Below are 17,070 nucleotides of genomic sequence, written 5' to 3'. Positions count from 1 at the left end.
ATCGGGTGGACTCCTTGACCCTCACGTCCGAAACGCTGCAGCAGGCACTGCGGGCCGTTCCCGGTGTCGCCGCCGCCGAACTCGACCGGTCGGTCGAGGCTTCGTCGGGTGTGGTGGTTCGCCTTGACCCGGATGCCGATCCGGTTGTAGTTGGAGCCGAAGTGCGCAGGGTGCTCGCCGAGCACGGCCTCACCTCACGCCTGGCCGCACAGGACGAGGCCGACCAACCCGCCGAGTCCCCCCGGATCCTTGCCGCACCCGCCGACCTGGTCGGGGAGTCGCAGGCCGCCACGGCACACCGGTTGGCCTCCCTGGCCGTCGACGAGTCGGATGCGGGCGTGGTGGTGACGGCTACCGCCGTCGACGGCCGTCGTTACTCGCGTCGGGCTCCCGCCGACGACGAATCGGTGAGCGAGGCGGTGGTGGCGGCGGTGGGGGCACTGGTGGAGGGCCGTCCGGCACGCCTGATTGCGATGACGGTGTGCGAGGCCGAGGGCTCGGTGGCGGTCACCGTGATCCTGGAACGCCACGACGGTTCGCGGGGGGCTGGGTCCGCCCTGGTCGCCGCCGGTCGACCCTACGCTCTGGCTCGGGCGGTCATGGCCGCTCTGCGACCGGACTGAGCCTCCCGGCTGCCGCCCTCAGTGGCTCGCTTCGGCCGGATCGAACTGCGCTGCGTCCCCGGCTGGAGACGTTGCGAGGCGGACCTCGGCGTGGTCGGCGCCAATGATGCGTACCAGGACGTCGGCAGGCGGCGGTGACGCCGGTTCCGGCTTCAGGTGGGCGACGTCGGCGGCGTACTCGCCGACGCGGGTGAGCACATCGCGGATCAGCATGCGGGCGGGATCCGGCTCGCCACCGGCATCGAGCATGGCTCGGTCGGCCTCCAGCGTCGAGATCACGCGTACCCCTCGGGTGCGGAGGTCCCAGAGCAGGATCTCCTGGACGATCTCGTCGCTGGACAGGGTGGCGACGCCAGGGAGCAGCACGGCGTCGGCGGCACCGGAGGCGATGACGCCCAGCATCGAGAAGAAGCCGTGACGGGCGGTGGGGGCGCCCTGCTGCCGGGTGTCCTGGCACACCGCCACCAGGAGGTCACCGGAATCGGCGGCGTGGCGCCGCAACTCCTCCTGCTGAGCGAACGCCGATCGGGGATCGGAACGGTCGGCGGTCTCCCGCACGTAGCCCACCAAGCGCAATTCGGGCACCTCCTCGAGTGGATGATATCACCACGGAAAGTGATGGTGAGGATGCGCTGAGTTGCCGAGGGTCAGGAAGCGGCGGCGCCTAGATAGGCATCCCATGAGGGATGTGGCGGCGCCCCGAGTCCGACCAGGATCCAGGCAGACTGGCGGGGGGCGTCGGGTGAAGCGCTGAGCCCCATCCCGGCTTCGTCCGGGGTGCGGTCGCCCTTGAGGGCGTTGCATGCCCGGCAGGCGGCGACGACGTTCTCCCAGGTGTGCTCGCCCCCTCGGGAGCGGGGGATTACATGGTCCAGGTTCTCCGCCTCCGAGCCGCAGTACTGGCACCGGTTTCGGTCGCGAGCGAACACGGCTCTGCGGCTCAGAGCCACGCGCCGTCGGTAGGGCACGCGAACGTATCTGCGCAGCCGGATCACGGCCGGCACGGGGAGCTCGAGGTGTTCGGACCGCCAGGTCTGCTCGCGGGCGTGGACCAGTTCTGCCTTGTCGCGCACCAGCAGCACGACGGCGCGTCGGAGCGACACCACGGTCAGTGGCTCGTAGGACGCGTTCAGCACCAGCGCTTGAGCCATTCGGCGATCACGATACCAGCGGCCCCGCCTCGGGCACCGTGGCCGAACCCGGGGAGGTCAGCCTTCGTCGGCGGATGCCGCCTGGGCGCGGAGATACTCGGCTTCCGCCTCGTGCCGCCGGCGTCGCCGTCGCCAGGCCTTCCAGACCCAGCTGAACACGCGGGTGCCGATGGCGCCGGCGACGAATGCCGCCATCAGGGCGAGCCACAGGGGCACGTTCTCCCAGTCGAAACCCGCCCAGGAGACGGTGACGCCGTCGGTGTTGGAGAAGACCAGGATCACGAACGGGATCACGACGAAGGTGAATAGCAGCACGGGTCCCGCCCAGCGCGTCCTGCGTTCTCGCGTCTCGGTGCTCATGGGGGTGATGCTAGGGCGAAGGCGACGTCGGTGTCGGGTCGGCGCCCAACCCCTCCCAAGGATCTCTGCCGATCCAGTGGCGCGCCTCGAGGAGCACCCCGGTCGACTCCGGGGCGGCCGGGTGCGCCAGGCGAAGGAAGAGGGGCGTGATCTCCTCGGGTGTCGGCACGGTGGTCGGGTCCTCGTCGGGCCTGGCCTCGGCGCGCATCGGGGTTCGGGTTCCTCCCGGGTTGACCGAGTACACCCGTCCCTGCTTCCACTCGTCGGCGAGCACTGCCACCCAGCCTTCGAGGGCGTACTTGGAGATGGCGTACATCCCCCAGCCGGCGCGACCCTGGCGCCCCACGGTGCTGGACAGGGCGATCACCGTCGGAACATGGCCCAGGTCGAGGAGAGGTCCCAGTGACCGGTGTAGACGGTGCACCGCGTCGAGGTTGGTGTGCATCACTTCTCGCCACTCTCGGTCGGGGTAGTCGCGCAACGGCACACCCACCGGCCCAAGTGCCCCGGCGGCGTGGACGGCGACATCGAGTGCGCCTGCCTCCGCCACCCTCGTCGTCACCGCTGCGAGGCCGGCGGCCGTGGTCAGGTCGGCCGGCACCGCCGTCGCCCCGGTGGCTGCGGCCACTGCAGCCAGGCGGTCGGTGTCTCTTCCTACCGCCCAGACGGTTGCTCGATGGGCGGCGTAGGCGGCGGCGAGCGCTCTCCCGATCCCGGAGGAGGCTCCGGTCACGACGATTCGGCGGCCTTCGAGCACGGCCAGAGCGTATCGGTCGGTGGAACCGACCGAGCCACCGATGGGACGCAGTGGGTCGGTTGGGGAACGATGTGGTTGACAAGTGGGGATCTATGGGGCAAAGTGGCGCGAAGTGGAGAACGGCCGGGACACGCTCGTGGCTCGGCAGGGGGAGAGATTCCCCGATCAGGGTGCAGAGAAGGGCGGAGATCGAGGTGTTCCTCGGTTGGTATCAGCACACCGTGGACGACAAGGGCCGCATCGTGATGCCCTCGAAGTTCCGCGATCGGGTCGCTCGCGGGGTCGTGGTCACCAAGGGTCAGGAGCGTTGCCTCTACGTCTTCCCATCCGATCGGTTCGAGGAGGAGGCCGCCCGCATCAATCGGCTGCCCAGGACCAATCGCCGGAATCGCGACTACGCAAGGGCGTTCTTCGGGTCGGCCGCGGACCTGCAGGCCGACAAGCAGGGTCGACTCCAGATCCCGCAGCCGCTGCGCGCCTACGCCGGTCTGGAGAAGGACGTCGTGGTGGTCGGGGTGTTCGAACGGATCGAGATCTGGGACGCAGCCAGCTGGGCAGCCAACCAGGAGACCGCCGACGACCTGTACTCGGGGATCGAGGAAGCGCTCAGTGAGGAAGGAGTCTGAATGTGGACCGGATCAGCGCCAGCTCCCTGGATGCCGGAAGGAGGGCCCCGGAAACCGCCCGCCTCCCTGCCGGCGCCAGCGCTCCGGGGGGCTGGCGATGAATCGGTCCACCGCCGAGTACCACCGGCCGGTGATGGTGGCCGAGGTCAAGGAGATCCTGATCGGCGCCGCGCCTGGCGTTGTGCTCGACGCGACCTTCGGTGGGGGCGGTCACACCCGGGCGTTGCTCGATGCCCGACCCGGATCGAGGGTGGTGGCCATCGACCGCGACCCGGACTCGCGAGCGGGCCTGGCCGGGCTGAGCGGCGTCACCCTGCACCACACCGATTTTCGAAACCTGGAGAGGGTCCTGGAAGAGGAGGGAATCGATGAGATCGGCGGAGCCATGTTCGACCTCGGTGTCTCGTCCCATCAGCTCGACGTGGGGGAGCGAGGGTTCTCCTATGCACACGGCGGCCCACTCGACATGCGAATGGGCCCGGACACCCCGACGGATGCCGGGCGGCTCGTCGATGAGGCAGATGTCGAGGACCTCGAACGGATCATTCGCCGGTACGGAGAGGAACCGAACGCCCGTCGCATCGCCGCTGCCATCGTCGCCGCCCGTCCCATCGGGGATACGGCACGGCTCGCCGAGGTCGTCGCAGGTGCGGTGCCGGCTCGGGCCCGGAAGCGGGGTCATCCGGCTCGGCGAACCTTCCAGGCACTTCGCATCGCCGTCAACGACGAGCTGGGCGCACTTGCCGACGCCCTCGACGCCGCTCTGCGTGTGCTGCGGTCGGGAGGCCGGATCGTCGTGATCTCCTACCACTCCCTCGAGGACCGCATCGTGAAGCGGCGCTTCGCTTCCGGCGCCAGGGCATGCATCTGTCCTCCGGACCTGCCCGTCTGTGCCTGCGGCCACACCGCCGAGCTCCGCCTGCTCACCCGCGGCGCCCTTCGTCCGGGTGATGCCGAGGTGGCCGCCAATCACCGGGCGCGCAGCGCCCGGCTGCGGGCGGCGGAGAAGATCTGATGGTCGCCCGCTCGCAACCGCTCGCCGTCCCCCTGCGTCACCGCAACGGATTCCACGTCGTCATCGGACCCCGTTCGCGTCGGCGCAGGTTGGGTGGTGTCCTCGGCATGGTGTTCACCGTCGCCGCGGTGTTCTTCTTGATGGTGTCGTCGAGGGTCGCCCTCGACCGGTCGGCGTTCGTGCTCGAGGACGTGCGTCGTCAGATCGAAGCCGAGGAGGCTCGGTACTGGGATCTGCGGTTGCAGGTGGCCGAGTTGCAGTCGCCGGAGCGGATCGCTCGTCTCGCCGAAGAGGCAGGGATGGTGTATCCGATCGAGATCCGACGCGTGGAGGTCCCCGGCTTGGGGACGCCAGGTCCGGACATCGAGCAGCGCTGGTCGGACCTGAAGAGCCTGCTCGGCGCTCAGCCGTAGACGCATGCCCCGTCGGGCGCCGGGACGGGGCGGCGGGGAAGAGTCCCGACGCCGAGGAGGAGCGATGAGTCATGAGCGTCCGGTGGGCCAGGCCGGAAGTGCCCGGCTGTTCTCCATCGGGGTGGTGCTCGTGGTCATGTGGACCCTGGTGGGTTATCGCCTCACGGTGGTCCAGGGGGCGCAGGCGGAGACGTTCGCCGCCCGTGGTCTCGATCAGCGTCTCGACCGACAGACCCTCGCCGCCGACCGCGGGACGATCTTCGACAGGGACGGTCGTGAGCTGGCGGTGACGGTCGACTCGGTGACGATCTACGCCAACCCGCGGGAGATCGCCGATCCGGCAGCCGTCGCCGAGACCCTGGCGCCACTGGTGGGTCGCCACCGAACCGACCTGGAGCGCGATCTCTCTCAGGACGGCGAGTTCGTCTACGTGGCCAGGCAGCTGGACCTGGCGGTCGGTGAGGCGGTGAGGGAGGCCGGGCTTCCCGGAATCCACCTCCTGACGGAGCCGAAACGCGTGTATCCGGCAGGTTCCCTGGCTGCTCATGTGGTCGGCTTCGTTCGGGCGGACGACAACGAGGGCCTGGAGGGGCTCGAACTCTTCTACGACGAAGCACTCGCGGGGAGTCCCGGTTCGCTTCTGGTGGAGAGAGATCCGCAGGGATTGGCCATTCCGCAGGGCGAGTACCTGGTCGAGCCGGCGCAGCCGGGGAGCGATCTGGTGCTCACCATCAAGTCGGAGATCCAGTACGCCGCAGAGCGAGAGCTGGCCGCAGCCCTGGAACGCACCGGGGCCCGCTCCGGCTCGGTGGTCGTCATCGATCCCGCAACCGGCGAGATCCTGGCCATGGTCAACCTACCCAGCTACGACCCGAACGACCGCACCACGATCACCCCGCAGGCCCTGCGAAACCGAGCCGTGACCGACGTGTTCGAGCCGGGGTCGACGCAGAAAGTGGTGACCATCTCAGCAGCCCTCGAATCGGGCGTCGTGGTGCCGGGGACCACCTTCGACATCCCCGACGAGATAGTGATCCAGGACACGGTGTTCGAAGATGTCACCGAGCACGCCCCGGCGCTGAGCGTCACCGAGATCGTCACCTACTCGTCGAACCTGGGGACGATCCTGATCGGTGACCTGCTGGGGGCGCGCCGGCTCCACACCTACATGGCTTCGTTCGGCCAGGGCTCGCCCACCGGCGTCGACTACCCGGGAGAGGCATCCGGCGTGCTGCGTCCGCATCAGGACTGGTGTGCCACCACCTGCCTCGCCTCGACCTCCATCGGGTATCGCCTGGCGGTCACGCCGCTGCAGATGGCCATGGTGTACGCCACCCTGGCGAACGACGGTGTTTGGGTCCAGCCGCGACTCGTGCAGCGCGTCGTCGACGGCGATGGCCGTCAGGAAGCGGTGGAGGAGGTGGAGCGACGGGTGCTCTCGGCCGACACCGCGCAGAAGCTGCGTCTGATGCTCGAAGAGGTCGTGAGCCACGGCACCGGTTCGCTGGCGGCCGTTCCTGGATACCGTGTCGGTGGGAAGACCGGCACCACCGAGAAGTACCTGGAGGAGTCCGGGGTCTATAGCGAGGACGACGTCGTGGCCAGCTTCATCGGGATGGCTCCCATCGACGATCCGCGGGTGGTGGTGGCTGTGGTCCTCGATTCCCCGCAGACCGATGCCAGCGGTGGCAAGGGGGCGGCCCCGGTGTTCGCCGCGGTGACGCTCGCCGCCCTCAACCAGCTGGGAGTGCCTCCAGGTGGCTGACGGCACGAACCTCGGCCGACTCGCCGCTGCCTGCGGGGCGACACTGATTGGGGACGAGAAGGTCTCGATCCTCGACGTCGATCACGACTCCCGGGTGGTGGGAGCGGGGAGCCTCTTCGTCGCCATCCGGGGAGGCACCGCCGACGGCCACTCGTTCGTACCGGCCGCCATCGCCGCCGGCGCCGCAGCCGTATGTGTCGAGGACGCCGGGTCGGCGATCGGAGTGCCTGCCCTGGTGGTTCCCGACACGAGGGCGGCTCTGGGACCGCTGGCATCGCTCGTCCACGGCGACCCCTCTCGCCGGCTGCGGGTGGTCGGGGTCACCGGCACCAACGGAAAGACCACCGTGACCCATCTCGTCGGCGCCGCCTGTCGCTCCGCCGGCATCCCGACAGCGGTCATGGGAACCGTGGGGGCGCAGCTCGGCGATCGCTCGCTTCCCATGGAACGCACCACACCGGAGGCGTCGGACTTCCAGCGGCTCCTCGCCGAGATGGTGGAATCAGGGATCGACGTTGCCGCCGTCGAGGTCTCGTCGCACGGGCTGGCCATGGGGAGGGTGAGCGGGACCCGGTTCGCCGTCGGCGCCTTCACCAACCTGTCCCAGGATCACCTCGACTTCCATGGCGACATGGAGTCGTACGAAGCCGCCAAGGCGACACTCTTCGAGTTGTGCGACAACGCCGTGGTCTGGATCGACGATCCTGCTGGTGACCGCATTGCTGCCCGACTGTCGATTCCGTCGATCAGGGTCGGCACCGGGTCCGGAGTCGACCTGCGTGTGGCCTCGACGGCCCTCGGGCTGGCCGGGTCCGAGTTCACGCTCGAGGGTTGTGGTCTTGACGGGCGATTCCGGGTCGCCCTGGCGGGCAGGTTCAACATCGCCAATGCCGCAGTGGCGGCGGGTTGTGCTGCGATGCTTGGAGTTCCCATGAAGCAGATCGCCGCTGGACTCGCGTCGGTACCTCCCGTACCGGGTAGGTTCGAGTTGGTGCCCACCCCGCTCGACTGTTCGGTGGTCGTCGACTACGCCCACACGCCCGACGGGGTCGCCGCGGCCATCTCATCGGCGCGCGAGATCGTGGCCGATGCCGGAAGGGTGATCGTGGTGGTCGGAGCCGGAGGGGATCGGGACCGCGCCAAGCGGCCCCTGATGGGAGCGGCGGCCAGCCAGGCCGACCTGGCGGTGTTCACCTCAGACAACCCCCGTTCCGAGGATCCGGAGGCGGTGGTCGCAGCCGTGGCCGGCGGTGCCGACGGCCCCGGCGAAGTGGTCACCGTGGTCGACCGGCGGCTGGCCATCAGAACTGCGTTGGAATCGGCGAGAGTCGGCGACATGGTCCTGGTGCTCGGCAAGGGCCACGAGCAAGGCCAGGACTTCGGTGACCGGGTGCTCCCGTTCGACGATCGCCAGGTGGTGCGAGAGGAGGCCGGGCGATGAAGTGGGACCTCGACCGGGTGGCCACGATCGCCGGCGGGACCCGGCACGGGTCTGCCGTCGTCACCGGGGTCGAGGTCGACTCCCGTCGCGTCGTCCCCGGAGACCTCTTCGTCGCCGTTCGAGGAGCCTCGCTCGACGGGCACGAATTCATCGGAGCCGCCTTCCACGCCGGGGCCGTGGCCGCCCTCGCCGAGCCGGGTCGGCTCCAAAACGGAACGCCCGGCGTCGAGGTCGCCGTGCCGCAGGAGGCGTTGCTCGCCCTGGCCGAGGCGCGGCGTGACGAGTTCGACGGAAGGGTGGTGGCGGTGACCGGCAGCTCCGGGAAGACGACGACCAAGGATCTCATCGTCGCCGCTGTCGGTCCCGGCGGACATGGCGCGCCCCTCTCCTTCAACAATGAGGTCGGGGTGCCCCTCACCATCTTGGGGTGTCCCGAAGGAGCCTTGGTGCTGGTGGTCGAGGTCGGCAGTCGCGGTGTCGGCCACATCGCGGCGCTGTCTCCGGTCATCCGGCCCCACGTCGCAGTGATCACCAACATCGGGCCGGCGCACCTCGAGACCTTCGGGGACCTCGACGCCGTCCGTCGGGCGAAGTGGGAACTGGTGGAGGCGCTCGAGCCCGGCGGGGTGGCGGTGCTTCCTGCCGGCGAGCCGTCGCTCGCCCGAGGTGTCGCCGGGCCGACGATCACCTTCGGTGAGGAGGAGACCGCCGATGTCCGCGCCGTCTCGGTGATGGTCGACGACTCGGGCCGCGCCTCCTTCGTCCTGGAGCACGAAGCGCGGGCGGTGCCGATCCGGCTTGGGGTTGCCGGGCGCCATCAGGCGGTCAATGCCGCCGCCGCAGTCGCGGCAGCGGTGGCGGCCGGCATCGACTTCGACGCCGCTGCCAGGCGCCTGGAGGCTGCAGTGGTCTCTCCCTGGCGGATGGAGGTGGTCGAGGCGCGGGTCGGAACCGGCAGGGTGAGGATCGTCAACGACGCCTACAACGCCAACCCGGCGTCGATGGCGGCCGCACTGGAGACCGTCGCCGCCATGCCCGGACGTCACTTCGCCGTGCTGGGCAAGATGCACGAACTCGGCACCGAGTCGCCGAGGTGGCACCGGGATGTCGGGCGTCTGGCGGCCGGCCTCGGCTTCGAGGTGCTGGTCGTCGGCGATGATCCGGGTCTGGGCGAGGGGGCGGGCGCCGGCTCGCGTTCCTTCGCCGACGTCGAGTCGGCGGTGGACCACCTCACGTCGCGGCTCCGCCCGGGGGATGTGGTGCTGGTGAAGGCCTCGCGCGCCGCCGGCCTGGAGTCGGTGGCGGCCATGCTCGGGGGTGAACGCCCATGATCGCCATGCTCCTCGCCGCCGCCACCTCGTTCGGTGTCACCATCCTCATGACGCCGCTGGTCATCCGGCACTTCCGGAGGCACGGCATCGGACAGTTCATCCAGGACGAGGTCGACCACGCCCACAAGCAGGGCACCCCGACCATGGGGGGCCTGGTGATGATCCTGGCGGTGACCGCAGGATGGCTTGCCGGTCACGTCGACCTGCGGGACCCCTCCGGCGCCATCAGCATCAACTTCAAGCCGTTCCTGGTGCCGGGACTGCTGGTCTTGCTGGCGTTCGTCGGCATGGGGCTCATCGGGTTCCTCGACGACCTCTCCAAGGTTTCGCGGGAGCGAAACCTTGGCCTGAACAAACGGTCCAAGTTCGCCGGGCAGCTGCTCATCTCCGCCTTGTTCGCCTGGGGGGCGGTTGGGTACGAGGTGACCACCGAGATCTCATTCACCCGTCCGCTCGGAATCGATCTCGGCTGGTTCTACGTGGTGTGGGTGCTGCTGCTCCTCACCGCAGCAGCCAACGCGGTCAACTTCACCGATGGACTCGACGGTCTGGTTTCCGGATCGGCGGCCCTCGTCTTCGGCGCCTTCGTCATCATCGCCTTCTGGCAGTTCCGCCATCCCGAGTTCTACGAGGTCGCCGGGACCCTGGAGCTGGCGGTGATGTCGGCGGCGCTGGTCGGCGCCTGTCTCGGCTTTCTGTGGTGGAACGCGGCTCCGGCGAAGATCATCATGGGGGACACCGGGTCGCAGGCGTTGGGCGGCGCCATGGCGGCCATGGCGCTGCTAACCAACACGCACCTGCTCCTCGGTGTGCTCGGTGGCCTCTACGTGATGGAGACGGTGTCGGTGATCCTCCAGGTGGGGGCATTCCGGGGCTGGGGGAAGCGCATCTTCCGCATGGCGCCGATACATCATCACTTCGAGTTGAAGGGATGGCCGGAGACCACCGTCATAGTGCGATTCTGGATACTCGCCGGGCTGTTCGTGGCCCTCGGCCTCGGTCTGTTCTACGGCGACTTCATCACATCGGGAGGCATCGGATGACCGTCCTGGTCGTCGGGGCAGCGGTCAGCGGACGCGCCGCCACCAGGCTGCTGCACGACCTCGGCGAGAAGGTGGTCCTCTACGACCTCGACCCCTCGGCGGTTCGGGGCACCGAGGCCGATTCCGTGCTGACGGGCGACTGGGAGGCGTCGTACCTGGAAGGCATCGAGCTGGTGGTGACCAGCCCGGGAGTGCCCGAGCATGCACCGCCGCTGGTGGCCGCCCTGGAGGCGAGCCTGCCGGTGTGGAGCGAGCTCGAACTCGGCTTTCGCAACTGCAAGGCACCGGTGCTCGCGGTGACCGGCACCAACGGCAAGACCACCGTCACCGAGGTGGCGACTGCGATGCTGGTGGCCTCCGGCTTGAGAGCGGCGGCGGCGGGAAACATCGGAGATCCACTCTCGGCACTCGTCGGCGGCGAGCACGAAGTGCTGGTGGTGGAGGCGTCGTCCTTCCAACTGAGGTTCGTGGACACCTTTCACACCCCGGTGGCGGTCCTGCTCAACGCGGCACCCGACCATCTCGACTGGCACGGGTCCGTCGAGCGCTACTTCGCCGCCAAGAGGCGGATACTGGAACGGCAGGATGGTGACGACATCGTCGTCTACGACGCCGACGATGCCGGCGCCGTGGCCGTAGTCCGCGAGGCGACGGCCCGCCGGGTGCCCGTGAGCGGCGTTCGGTTGCCCGAGGGCGGGTGGGGCGTCGACGGCGGGATGCTGCTGGCTCCCGGTGTCGAGATCCCGGTGGAAGACCTGGCCCGGACAGACGCCGCCTTCCTCGTCGACCTTGCTGCCGCAGCCACCGCCGCCCTCGCCATCGGAGCCCACCCCGCCGGTGTGGAAGCGGCGGCCAGGGCGTACCGGCCTGGTCGCCACCGGCGCCAGGTGGTGGCCATGCTCCGGGGCGTCGCCTGGGTGGACGACTCCAAGGCGACCAACCCGCACGCGGCCCTGGCTGCCATCGATGCCTACGAGTCCGTGGTGCTGATCGCAGGGGGTCGCGCCAAGGGGCTCGACCTGTCCCTGCTTCCGAAACGACCCAACCTGCGCGGAGTCGTGGCCATAGGTGAGGCGGCCGACGATCTTGCCGCCGCCGGCGAGGGTGTGGTCATCGCCTCGGACATGGACGAGGCTGTCGCCATCGCCAAAGCCATTGCCCAGCCCGGGGACACGGTGCTGCTCGCCCCGGGTTGCGCCTCCTTCGACATGTTCTCCTCGTACGCCGATCGCGGGGATCGGTTTGCGACCGCGGTGGCGTCTCTGGAGGATTCCTGATGGCCGGGACTGCTTCGATCACCACCTCACGCGCCGCCCTCCGGCAGGCCACGCGTCACGCCCAGGGAGTGTCGCGCTCGATCGGCTTCGTGCTGGTGCCGGTCGGCCTCCTGATAGTGGTCGGGCTCGGGGTGCTCATCTCTGCCTCCTCCGTGGTCGGTCTGCGCGAGAGCGGCGACGGCCTGTTCTACTTCAAGAGGCAGTTGGTGGGCCTGGTCGTCGGGATCGCCGGGATGGTGGCCGCAGCCTTCGTGCCGCTTCGCTGGTGGCGGAGAGCCTCGTTTCCGCTGTTCCTGATCAGCCTCGCTCTCCTGGTTGCCGTGCTCGGGTTCGGGATCCGCATGTACGGGGCCACCCGCTGGCTGGTCGTGGGTCCGGTGTCGCTGCAACCTTCCGAGTTGGCCAAGCTGACGACGATCCTCTTCCTCGCCACCCTGGTGAGCCGCAACGAGCGCAACATGACGCGCCTGTGGCCCTTCCTGTGGCCGCTGCTCGCCTCGGTGGGCTCCGTCGGGGTGCTGGTGATGTTGCAGCCGGACCTCGGCACCACGCTGCTCGTGGCGGCCGGAGGCTTTGCCATCCTGGCCGCTTCGACCATCCCTCTTCGGCTGGTGCTGGGAAGTGCCCTCTCGGCAGGCGCCGGAGCCTTCCTGCTGGCTTACACATCGCCGTACCGGTGGGCTCGGGTCACCGCCTTCCTCGACCTGCAGCGCGACCCCCTTGGCACTTCCTATCAGGCCCTCCAGAGCCTGGTCGCTCTCGGCACCGGCGGGGTGTGGGGAGTGGGCCTGGGGGCCAGCCGGGCGCGCTGGTCGTTCCTACCCAATGCCCACACCGACTTCGCCTTCGCCATCCTCGGGGAAGAGATCGGCATGGTGGGGACACTGGCGGTGGCGACCCTGTTCACCGTGTTCACCGTCGCCGGCATCTCGATAGCGCGTAACTGCACCGACCCGTTCGGGCGCCTGGTGGCGGTCGGCATCACCACCTGGCTGTCGATGCAGGCCATCGTGAACGTCGGTGGCGTGACCGGCCTACTGCCGATCACCGGGGTGCCCCTCCCGTTCGTCTCCTACGGAGGCACCTCTCTGGTGATCTCGCTGGTCGGGGTCGGCGTGCTTATGTCGGCGGCGCGTCACCCCGTCGAGATCGATGTGGGGGCCCGGTGAGTGTCGCCATCGCCGCCGCCGGAACCGGCGGTCACGTCCTGCCCGCCCTGGCCATAGCAGCCGCACTGGAGCGTCGCGGGACCGATCGACGCCAGATCGTCTTTCTCGGCGGTGATCGGTTCGAGTCGGAGGCGGTGCCTGCCGCCGGCTACAGGTTCCACTCGTTCGAACTGACCCGCCTGCGTCGCAGCGCCAGCCTGGAGAATCTCCGGATCCCCGCGGTGGTCCATCGGGGGGCCGTCGCCATGGAACAGGTCCTGAGGGACTGTGAGGCACGAGTGGTCCTGGGAATGTGCGGCTACGTGACCGTCACCGCCGCCGTCGCGGCGCGAAGGGCCGGAGTCCCCTTCGTGGTCCACGAGCAGAACGCCCACCCTTCCCTGGCGGCCCGGTTCGCCTCGAGACGCGCCCGTCTCACGCTGCTCGGTCTTCCCGGCCCGGCACAGCGACTGCCTCGGTCGCTGGTGGTCGGCAACCCGTTGCGCCAGGAGATCGCCTCCTTCGATCGAGAAGGCCTCCGCGTGGCGGCACGCGCCCGGTACGGTCTGTCGGAAGACGGGTTCGTCGTCGGCCTGCTCGGTGGCAGCCAGGGGGCCTTCGTGCTCAACCGGATTGCCCCTGCCATCGCCGCCCTCGATGGAGCTCATCTCCTCCACCTCACCGGACCGCAGGCCGCCGGTGTCGACTCCGCAGCCGGCAGGCCGTCGCTACCGTGGGAACGCCTCCCCTTCGAGGATCGCATGGACCTCTTCTACGCCGCTGTCGACCTCGTGGTCTGCCGCGCCGGGGCGATGACGGTCAGCGAGCTTGCGGCCACGGGAACTCCCGCCGTCCTGGTTCCCCTGGACCGGGTCGGCCAGGGAGCCAACGCGGCGTTCCTCGAGGCGGCCGGAGCGGCGCTCGTAGTGCGGCAGGGAGCCCTCGGGGACCTGCCCGGGGTGGTTGCCTCCCTGGCCAGCGACCCGAGTCGGCTGGCGGCGATGGCAACGGCCGCCAGTTCGGTTGCAGCCCCCGGGGCTGCCGACGCCGTTGCCGATCACCTGCTCGAGGTGGCAATTGCCTGAGTTGATATCGGCACGCCGCGTTCACGTCGTCGGCGCCGGCGGTGCCGGCATGTCCGGCCTGGCCAAGATCCTCGCCCAGGCGGGGCATCGAGTGACGGGGTCCGACCTGAAGCCGGGTCCGGCCCTGTTCGCCCTCGCCGCCGCCGGGGTCGAGACCTGGCTGGGATCGCGACCGGAACGCGCCACGGAGTGGGACCTGGTGGTGGCATCCAGCGCGGTGCCCGAAAGGGATCCCGAACTCCGAGCGGCCCGAGCCGCCGGGGTCGAGGTGTGGTTGCGTCCCCGGCTGCTCGCCGCCATCTCCGCCGCCCTGCCCACGCTGGGTGTGAGCGGCACCCATGGCAAGACCACAGGGACCGCCATGCTGGTGACCGCCCTGCGCTCTCTGGGGCGCGACCCATCGTTCATGGTGGGCGGGGAGATGGCGGACCTCGCCACCAACGCCCACCTCGGTGAGGAGGGGATCTTCGCTCTGGAAGCCGACGAGGCGTTCGGGACCTTTCTCTCGTTGACGCTTGGCGGGTTGGTGGTCACCAACGTGGAAGCGGACCACCTCGATCACTACGGGGACTTCCAGGCGGTGATGTCCGCCTTCGAGCGGGTGGCGTCCGCCGTCACCGGGCCGGTGGTGGTCTGTGCGGACGATCCTGGGTCGCGTCGAGTGGGTGAAGCCGTCGGATCCACCTCCTACGGCACCGCTGCCGATGCCACCTGGCGCATCAAGGGCCTGGCGCACGGGCCGGGCTCGGTGCGGTTCGTGCTCCGAGGGGCAGGTGACGAGGTGCCGGTCGCCATCCCCAAGCCGGGCGAGCATGTGGCCCGCAACGCCGCCGGGGTGCTCGCCCTCCTCGGAGAGATGGGCATGGATGTGCGTGCCGCTGCCGAAGGGCTGGCGGCGTTCGCCGGGGTCCGGCGGCGTTTCGAGGTGAGAGGGCGGGTCGGCGGAGTGCTGGTGGTCGATGACTACGCCCACCATCCGACCGAGGTGAGGGCAACCATCGCCGCCGCCTGCCAGGGTCACTCGGGGCGCGTGATGGCCGTCTTCCAGCCGCACCGATTCACCCGGACCGCCGATCAGGGTGCGCTTCTGGGCGAAGCGCTTGCCACGACCGACCGGGTGTTCGTCACCGACGTGTACCCGGCCGGAGAGGCCCCGATCCCCGGTGTCACCGGGCGCCTGGTGGCCGAGGCGGCGACTCGGGTGGGCGGAAACGTCGCCTACGTGCCGCATCGGATCGATCTGGCGCGGGCGATCGCCGCCGAGACCGAGCCGGGCGACCTGGTGCTGCTTCTCGGCGCCGGGGACATCACCCTCGTCGCCGACGAGCTGTTGCCCATGCTGGCTGCGTCGCGGTGAACGCATCCACCGCCTCTGACGAGCGGGGCCGGATTCGCCAGGACGTGCCGCTGGCACCCCTGACCACCTACAAGGTGGGCGGGCTGGCGAGGTGGATGATCGAGGTGGACGACGAGGAGCAGGCGGTCGGCGCCGCCTCGCTGGCCGCCGATCGAGGGGTCCCGGTTCTGGTCCTGGGGCGGGGAAGCAACCTGGTGGTGTCCGATCAGGGTTTCGACGGCGTGGTGATCCGCCCGGGACCCGGGATGGCGCAGACGCATGTTGCCACCGATGGCACCGTCGACGCCGGCGCCGGCTGTCCACTTCCGGCGGTCGCCCGGGAGGCGGCGCGCCGCGGTCGGTCCGGCCTCGAGTTCTTCGTGGGCATCCCGGGAAGCGTCGGCGGAGCTGTGCGCATGAACGCCGGCTGTCACGGCAGCGACACCGCCGGATGGCTGCTGGAGGCGCGCGTTCTCGACCTCGGGTCAGGACGGGCGTCGAACCGGACGCCGGCAGATCTGGCGATGTCCTACCGACACTCCGACCTGGGTGAAGGCGAGATGGTGGTCTCAGCCCGATTCCGTACCGAGCACTCCACCCGGCGTGAGGTGGAGGCGAGACTCCGCGAGGTGACGCGCTGGCGTCGCCTGAACCAGCCCGGGGGCACGCTGAACGCCGGCAGCGTCTTCAAGAACCCGCCGGGCGACTCGGCGGGTCGGCTCATCGACTCGCTGGGCCTCAAAGGCTTGAGGATCGGCGCCGTCGAGGTGAGCGAGCGCCATGCCAACTTCTTCGTGGCCGGGCCCGGGGCGACGGCCGCCGAGATCCGCTCTCTCGTCGAGGAGGTACGGCGACGGGTCGAGGAGGCGACCGGAATCGTTCTCGACGTCGAGCTGCGATTCGTCGGAGACTTCGATTGAGCGTCCCCGACCCGGCTCCGCCGGGCCGACGGATTCGCCTCTGGCCCTGGGTGGTGCTCGCCGTCGTCTCCGGCGTCGGCTTTGCCCTCCATTCACCCTGGCTGTCGCTGCGCAGCATCGAGATCGTCGGGGCCGTGCGTTCCGATCCGGCATCCCGCGTAGAGGCGGGCGGCGTCGGACACGGTGCCATCCTGGTGTGGATCGACACCGGGGCCCTCGAAGCCTCGATCGCCGAGGATCCGTGGGTGTCCGAGGCGAGGGTCACCAGGGTATGGCCGGACCGGCTGGTGGTGGAGGTCCTCGAGCGGAGTCCCGCCGTCTGGATCGAAGGGCAGTCGGCATGGATGCTCGTGGCCGGCGACGGCATGGTTCTCCAGGGAGCTCCAACGGCAGGCGGCGGGCTGCTTCGTGCCGCCATCGGCACCGGCGACCACGAGCCCGGCGAGCGGCCCGAAGACTCCCTGTGGCGCGAGGTGGTCGCCTTGGCCGGTGTGCTGCGCGACGACATCGGCGGCACGATGACCCTCCGCCTGCAGGGCACCGAGCTGTGGAGCGAGGCGTTCGGCCACCCGGTGCGGTTCGGAACGCCCGTGGACCTGGCCGACAAGGGACGCGCCCTACGCGCCCTGCTCCAGCAGCAGCTCCCCGTCGGAGCCACCGTCGACGTCTCCGCCCCGTTGCGCCCGGTCGTGGTTCCCCTCGGTGCCGGATCCAACCCTGGAGGCGAGGTCGAAGGTTCCGGCGGATGAGAGTGATGCTCGGGTCGAGGGTCCACTATC

General features: G+C 69.7%; 18 protein-coding genes. 14 read left to right on the top strand and 4 right to left on the bottom strand.

Annotation, left to right across the window (positions count from 1 at the left end):
• Nucleotides 1–14 precede the first annotated feature (14 nt).
• Entirely contained in the window at nt 15–623 is a 609-nt protein-coding gene (locus tag QY307_01800) for a hypothetical protein (GenBank protein WKZ83011.1), read from the top strand.
• Nucleotides 624–641: 18 nt separating this feature from the next.
• Here the strand turns inward: QY307_01800 and QY307_01795 are convergent, their stop codons facing one another.
• The 4 genes from QY307_01795 to QY307_01780 form a co-directional block, all read right to left on the bottom strand.
• A complete protein-coding gene (locus QY307_01795; protein ID WKZ83010.1) occupies nt 642–1,208 on the bottom strand; it encodes a recombinase family protein in 567 nt (188 codons plus the stop codon).
• Between the two features lie 62 nt (nt 1,209–1,270).
• A complete protein-coding gene (locus QY307_01790) occupies nt 1,271–1,774 on the bottom strand; it encodes an HNH endonuclease (protein ID WKZ83009.1) in 504 nt (167 codons plus the stop codon).
• A gap of 57 nt (nt 1,775–1,831) precedes the next feature.
• A complete protein-coding gene (locus tag QY307_01785; GenBank protein ID WKZ83008.1) occupies nt 1,832–2,134 on the bottom strand; it encodes a lipopolysaccharide assembly protein LapA domain-containing protein in 303 nt (100 codons plus the stop codon).
• A 10-nt stretch (nt 2,135–2,144) separates the two neighbouring features.
• On the bottom strand, nt 2,145–2,891 hold the full coding sequence (locus tag QY307_01780) for an SDR family NAD(P)-dependent oxidoreductase (protein WKZ83007.1): 747 nt from the start codon (nt 2,889–2,891) through the stop codon (nt 2,145–2,147).
• Nucleotides 2,892–3,061: 170 nt separating this feature from the next.
• Between QY307_01780 and mraZ the strand changes: the two genes are divergently transcribed.
• The 13 genes from mraZ to QY307_01715 all read left to right on the top strand — a co-directional run bounded on the left by mraZ (nt 3,062) and on the right by QY307_01715 (nt 17,040).
• Nucleotides 3,062–3,517: a division/cell wall cluster transcriptional repressor MraZ gene (gene mraZ / locus QY307_01775; GenBank protein ID WKZ83006.1), complete on the top strand. Its 456-nt coding sequence runs from the start codon at nt 3,062–3,064 to the stop codon at nt 3,515–3,517.
• Nucleotides 3,518–3,614: 97 nt separating this feature from the next.
• Nucleotides 3,615–4,532 carry a 16S rRNA (cytosine(1402)-N(4))-methyltransferase RsmH gene (gene rsmH, locus QY307_01770; protein WKZ83005.1) on the top strand — a complete coding sequence of 306 codons (918 nt, stop codon included), beginning with the start codon at nt 3,615–3,617 and terminating at the stop codon, nt 4,530–4,532.
• The gene (locus tag QY307_01765) at nt 4,532–4,945 is read left to right on the top strand and encodes a hypothetical protein (protein ID WKZ83004.1); all 414 of its coding nucleotides are present in this window, start codon (nt 4,532–4,534) and stop codon (nt 4,943–4,945) included. Before rsmH ends, QY307_01765 begins: the two co-directional genes overlap by 1 nt.
• A 64-nt stretch (nt 4,946–5,009) precedes the next feature.
• On the top strand, nt 5,010–6,710 hold the full coding sequence (locus QY307_01760) for a penicillin-binding protein 2 (protein ID WKZ83003.1): 1,701 nt from the start codon (nt 5,010–5,012) through the stop codon (nt 6,708–6,710).
• Nucleotides 6,703–8,151 carry a UDP-N-acetylmuramoyl-L-alanyl-D-glutamate--2,6-diaminopimelate ligase gene (locus QY307_01755; GenBank protein ID WKZ83002.1) on the top strand — a complete coding sequence of 483 codons (1,449 nt, stop codon included), beginning with the start codon at nt 6,703–6,705 and terminating at the stop codon, nt 8,149–8,151. The genes QY307_01760 and QY307_01755 overlap by 8 nt, the downstream gene beginning before the upstream one ends.
• Nucleotides 8,148–9,482 (top strand): UDP-N-acetylmuramoyl-tripeptide--D-alanyl-D-alanine ligase, encoded by a 1,335-nt coding sequence (murF, locus tag QY307_01750; GenBank protein WKZ83001.1) that lies wholly within the window; start codon nt 8,148–8,150, stop codon nt 9,480–9,482. The genes QY307_01755 and murF overlap by 4 nt, the downstream gene beginning before the upstream one ends.
• Complete coding sequence (mraY, locus tag QY307_01745) at nt 9,479–10,525, top strand: phospho-N-acetylmuramoyl-pentapeptide-transferase (protein WKZ83000.1); 1,047 nt, start codon at nt 9,479–9,481, stop codon at nt 10,523–10,525. Before murF ends, mraY begins: the two co-directional genes overlap by 4 nt.
• Nucleotides 10,522–11,802 carry a UDP-N-acetylmuramoyl-L-alanine--D-glutamate ligase gene (murD, locus tag QY307_01740; protein ID WKZ82999.1) on the top strand — a complete coding sequence of 427 codons (1,281 nt, stop codon included), beginning with the start codon at nt 10,522–10,524 and terminating at the stop codon, nt 11,800–11,802. The genes mraY and murD overlap by 4 nt, the downstream gene beginning before the upstream one ends.
• Nucleotides 11,802–12,971, top strand: coding sequence for a putative lipid II flippase FtsW (gene ftsW / locus QY307_01735; protein WKZ82998.1), 1,170 nt, complete (start codon nt 11,802–11,804; stop codon nt 12,969–12,971). Before murD ends, ftsW begins: the two co-directional genes overlap by 1 nt.
• Entirely contained in the window at nt 12,968–14,035 is a 1,068-nt protein-coding gene (locus QY307_01730; protein WKZ82997.1) for a glycosyltransferase, read from the top strand. The genes ftsW and QY307_01730 overlap by 4 nt, the downstream gene beginning before the upstream one ends.
• A complete protein-coding gene (murC, locus tag QY307_01725) occupies nt 14,028–15,392 on the top strand; it encodes a UDP-N-acetylmuramate--L-alanine ligase (protein WKZ82996.1) in 1,365 nt (454 codons plus the stop codon). Before QY307_01730 ends, murC begins: the two co-directional genes overlap by 8 nt.
• Complete coding sequence (gene murB, locus QY307_01720; GenBank protein WKZ82995.1) at nt 15,389–16,291, top strand: UDP-N-acetylmuramate dehydrogenase; 903 nt, start codon at nt 15,389–15,391, stop codon at nt 16,289–16,291. The genes murC and murB overlap by 4 nt, the downstream gene beginning before the upstream one ends.
• Complete coding sequence (locus QY307_01715; protein ID WKZ82994.1) at nt 16,288–17,040, top strand: FtsQ-type POTRA domain-containing protein; 753 nt, start codon at nt 16,288–16,290, stop codon at nt 17,038–17,040. Before murB ends, QY307_01715 begins: the two co-directional genes overlap by 4 nt.
• Nucleotides 17,041–17,070 lie beyond the last annotated feature (30 nt).

The sequence above is a fragment of the Acidimicrobiia bacterium genome, assembly GCA_030584185.1.
Taxonomy (GTDB): domain Bacteria; phylum Actinomycetota; class Acidimicrobiia; order Spongiisociales; family UBA11373.
The sequence above is the reverse complement of the archived record's forward strand: the minus strand, read 5'-3'. Positions and strand labels throughout refer to the sequence as shown.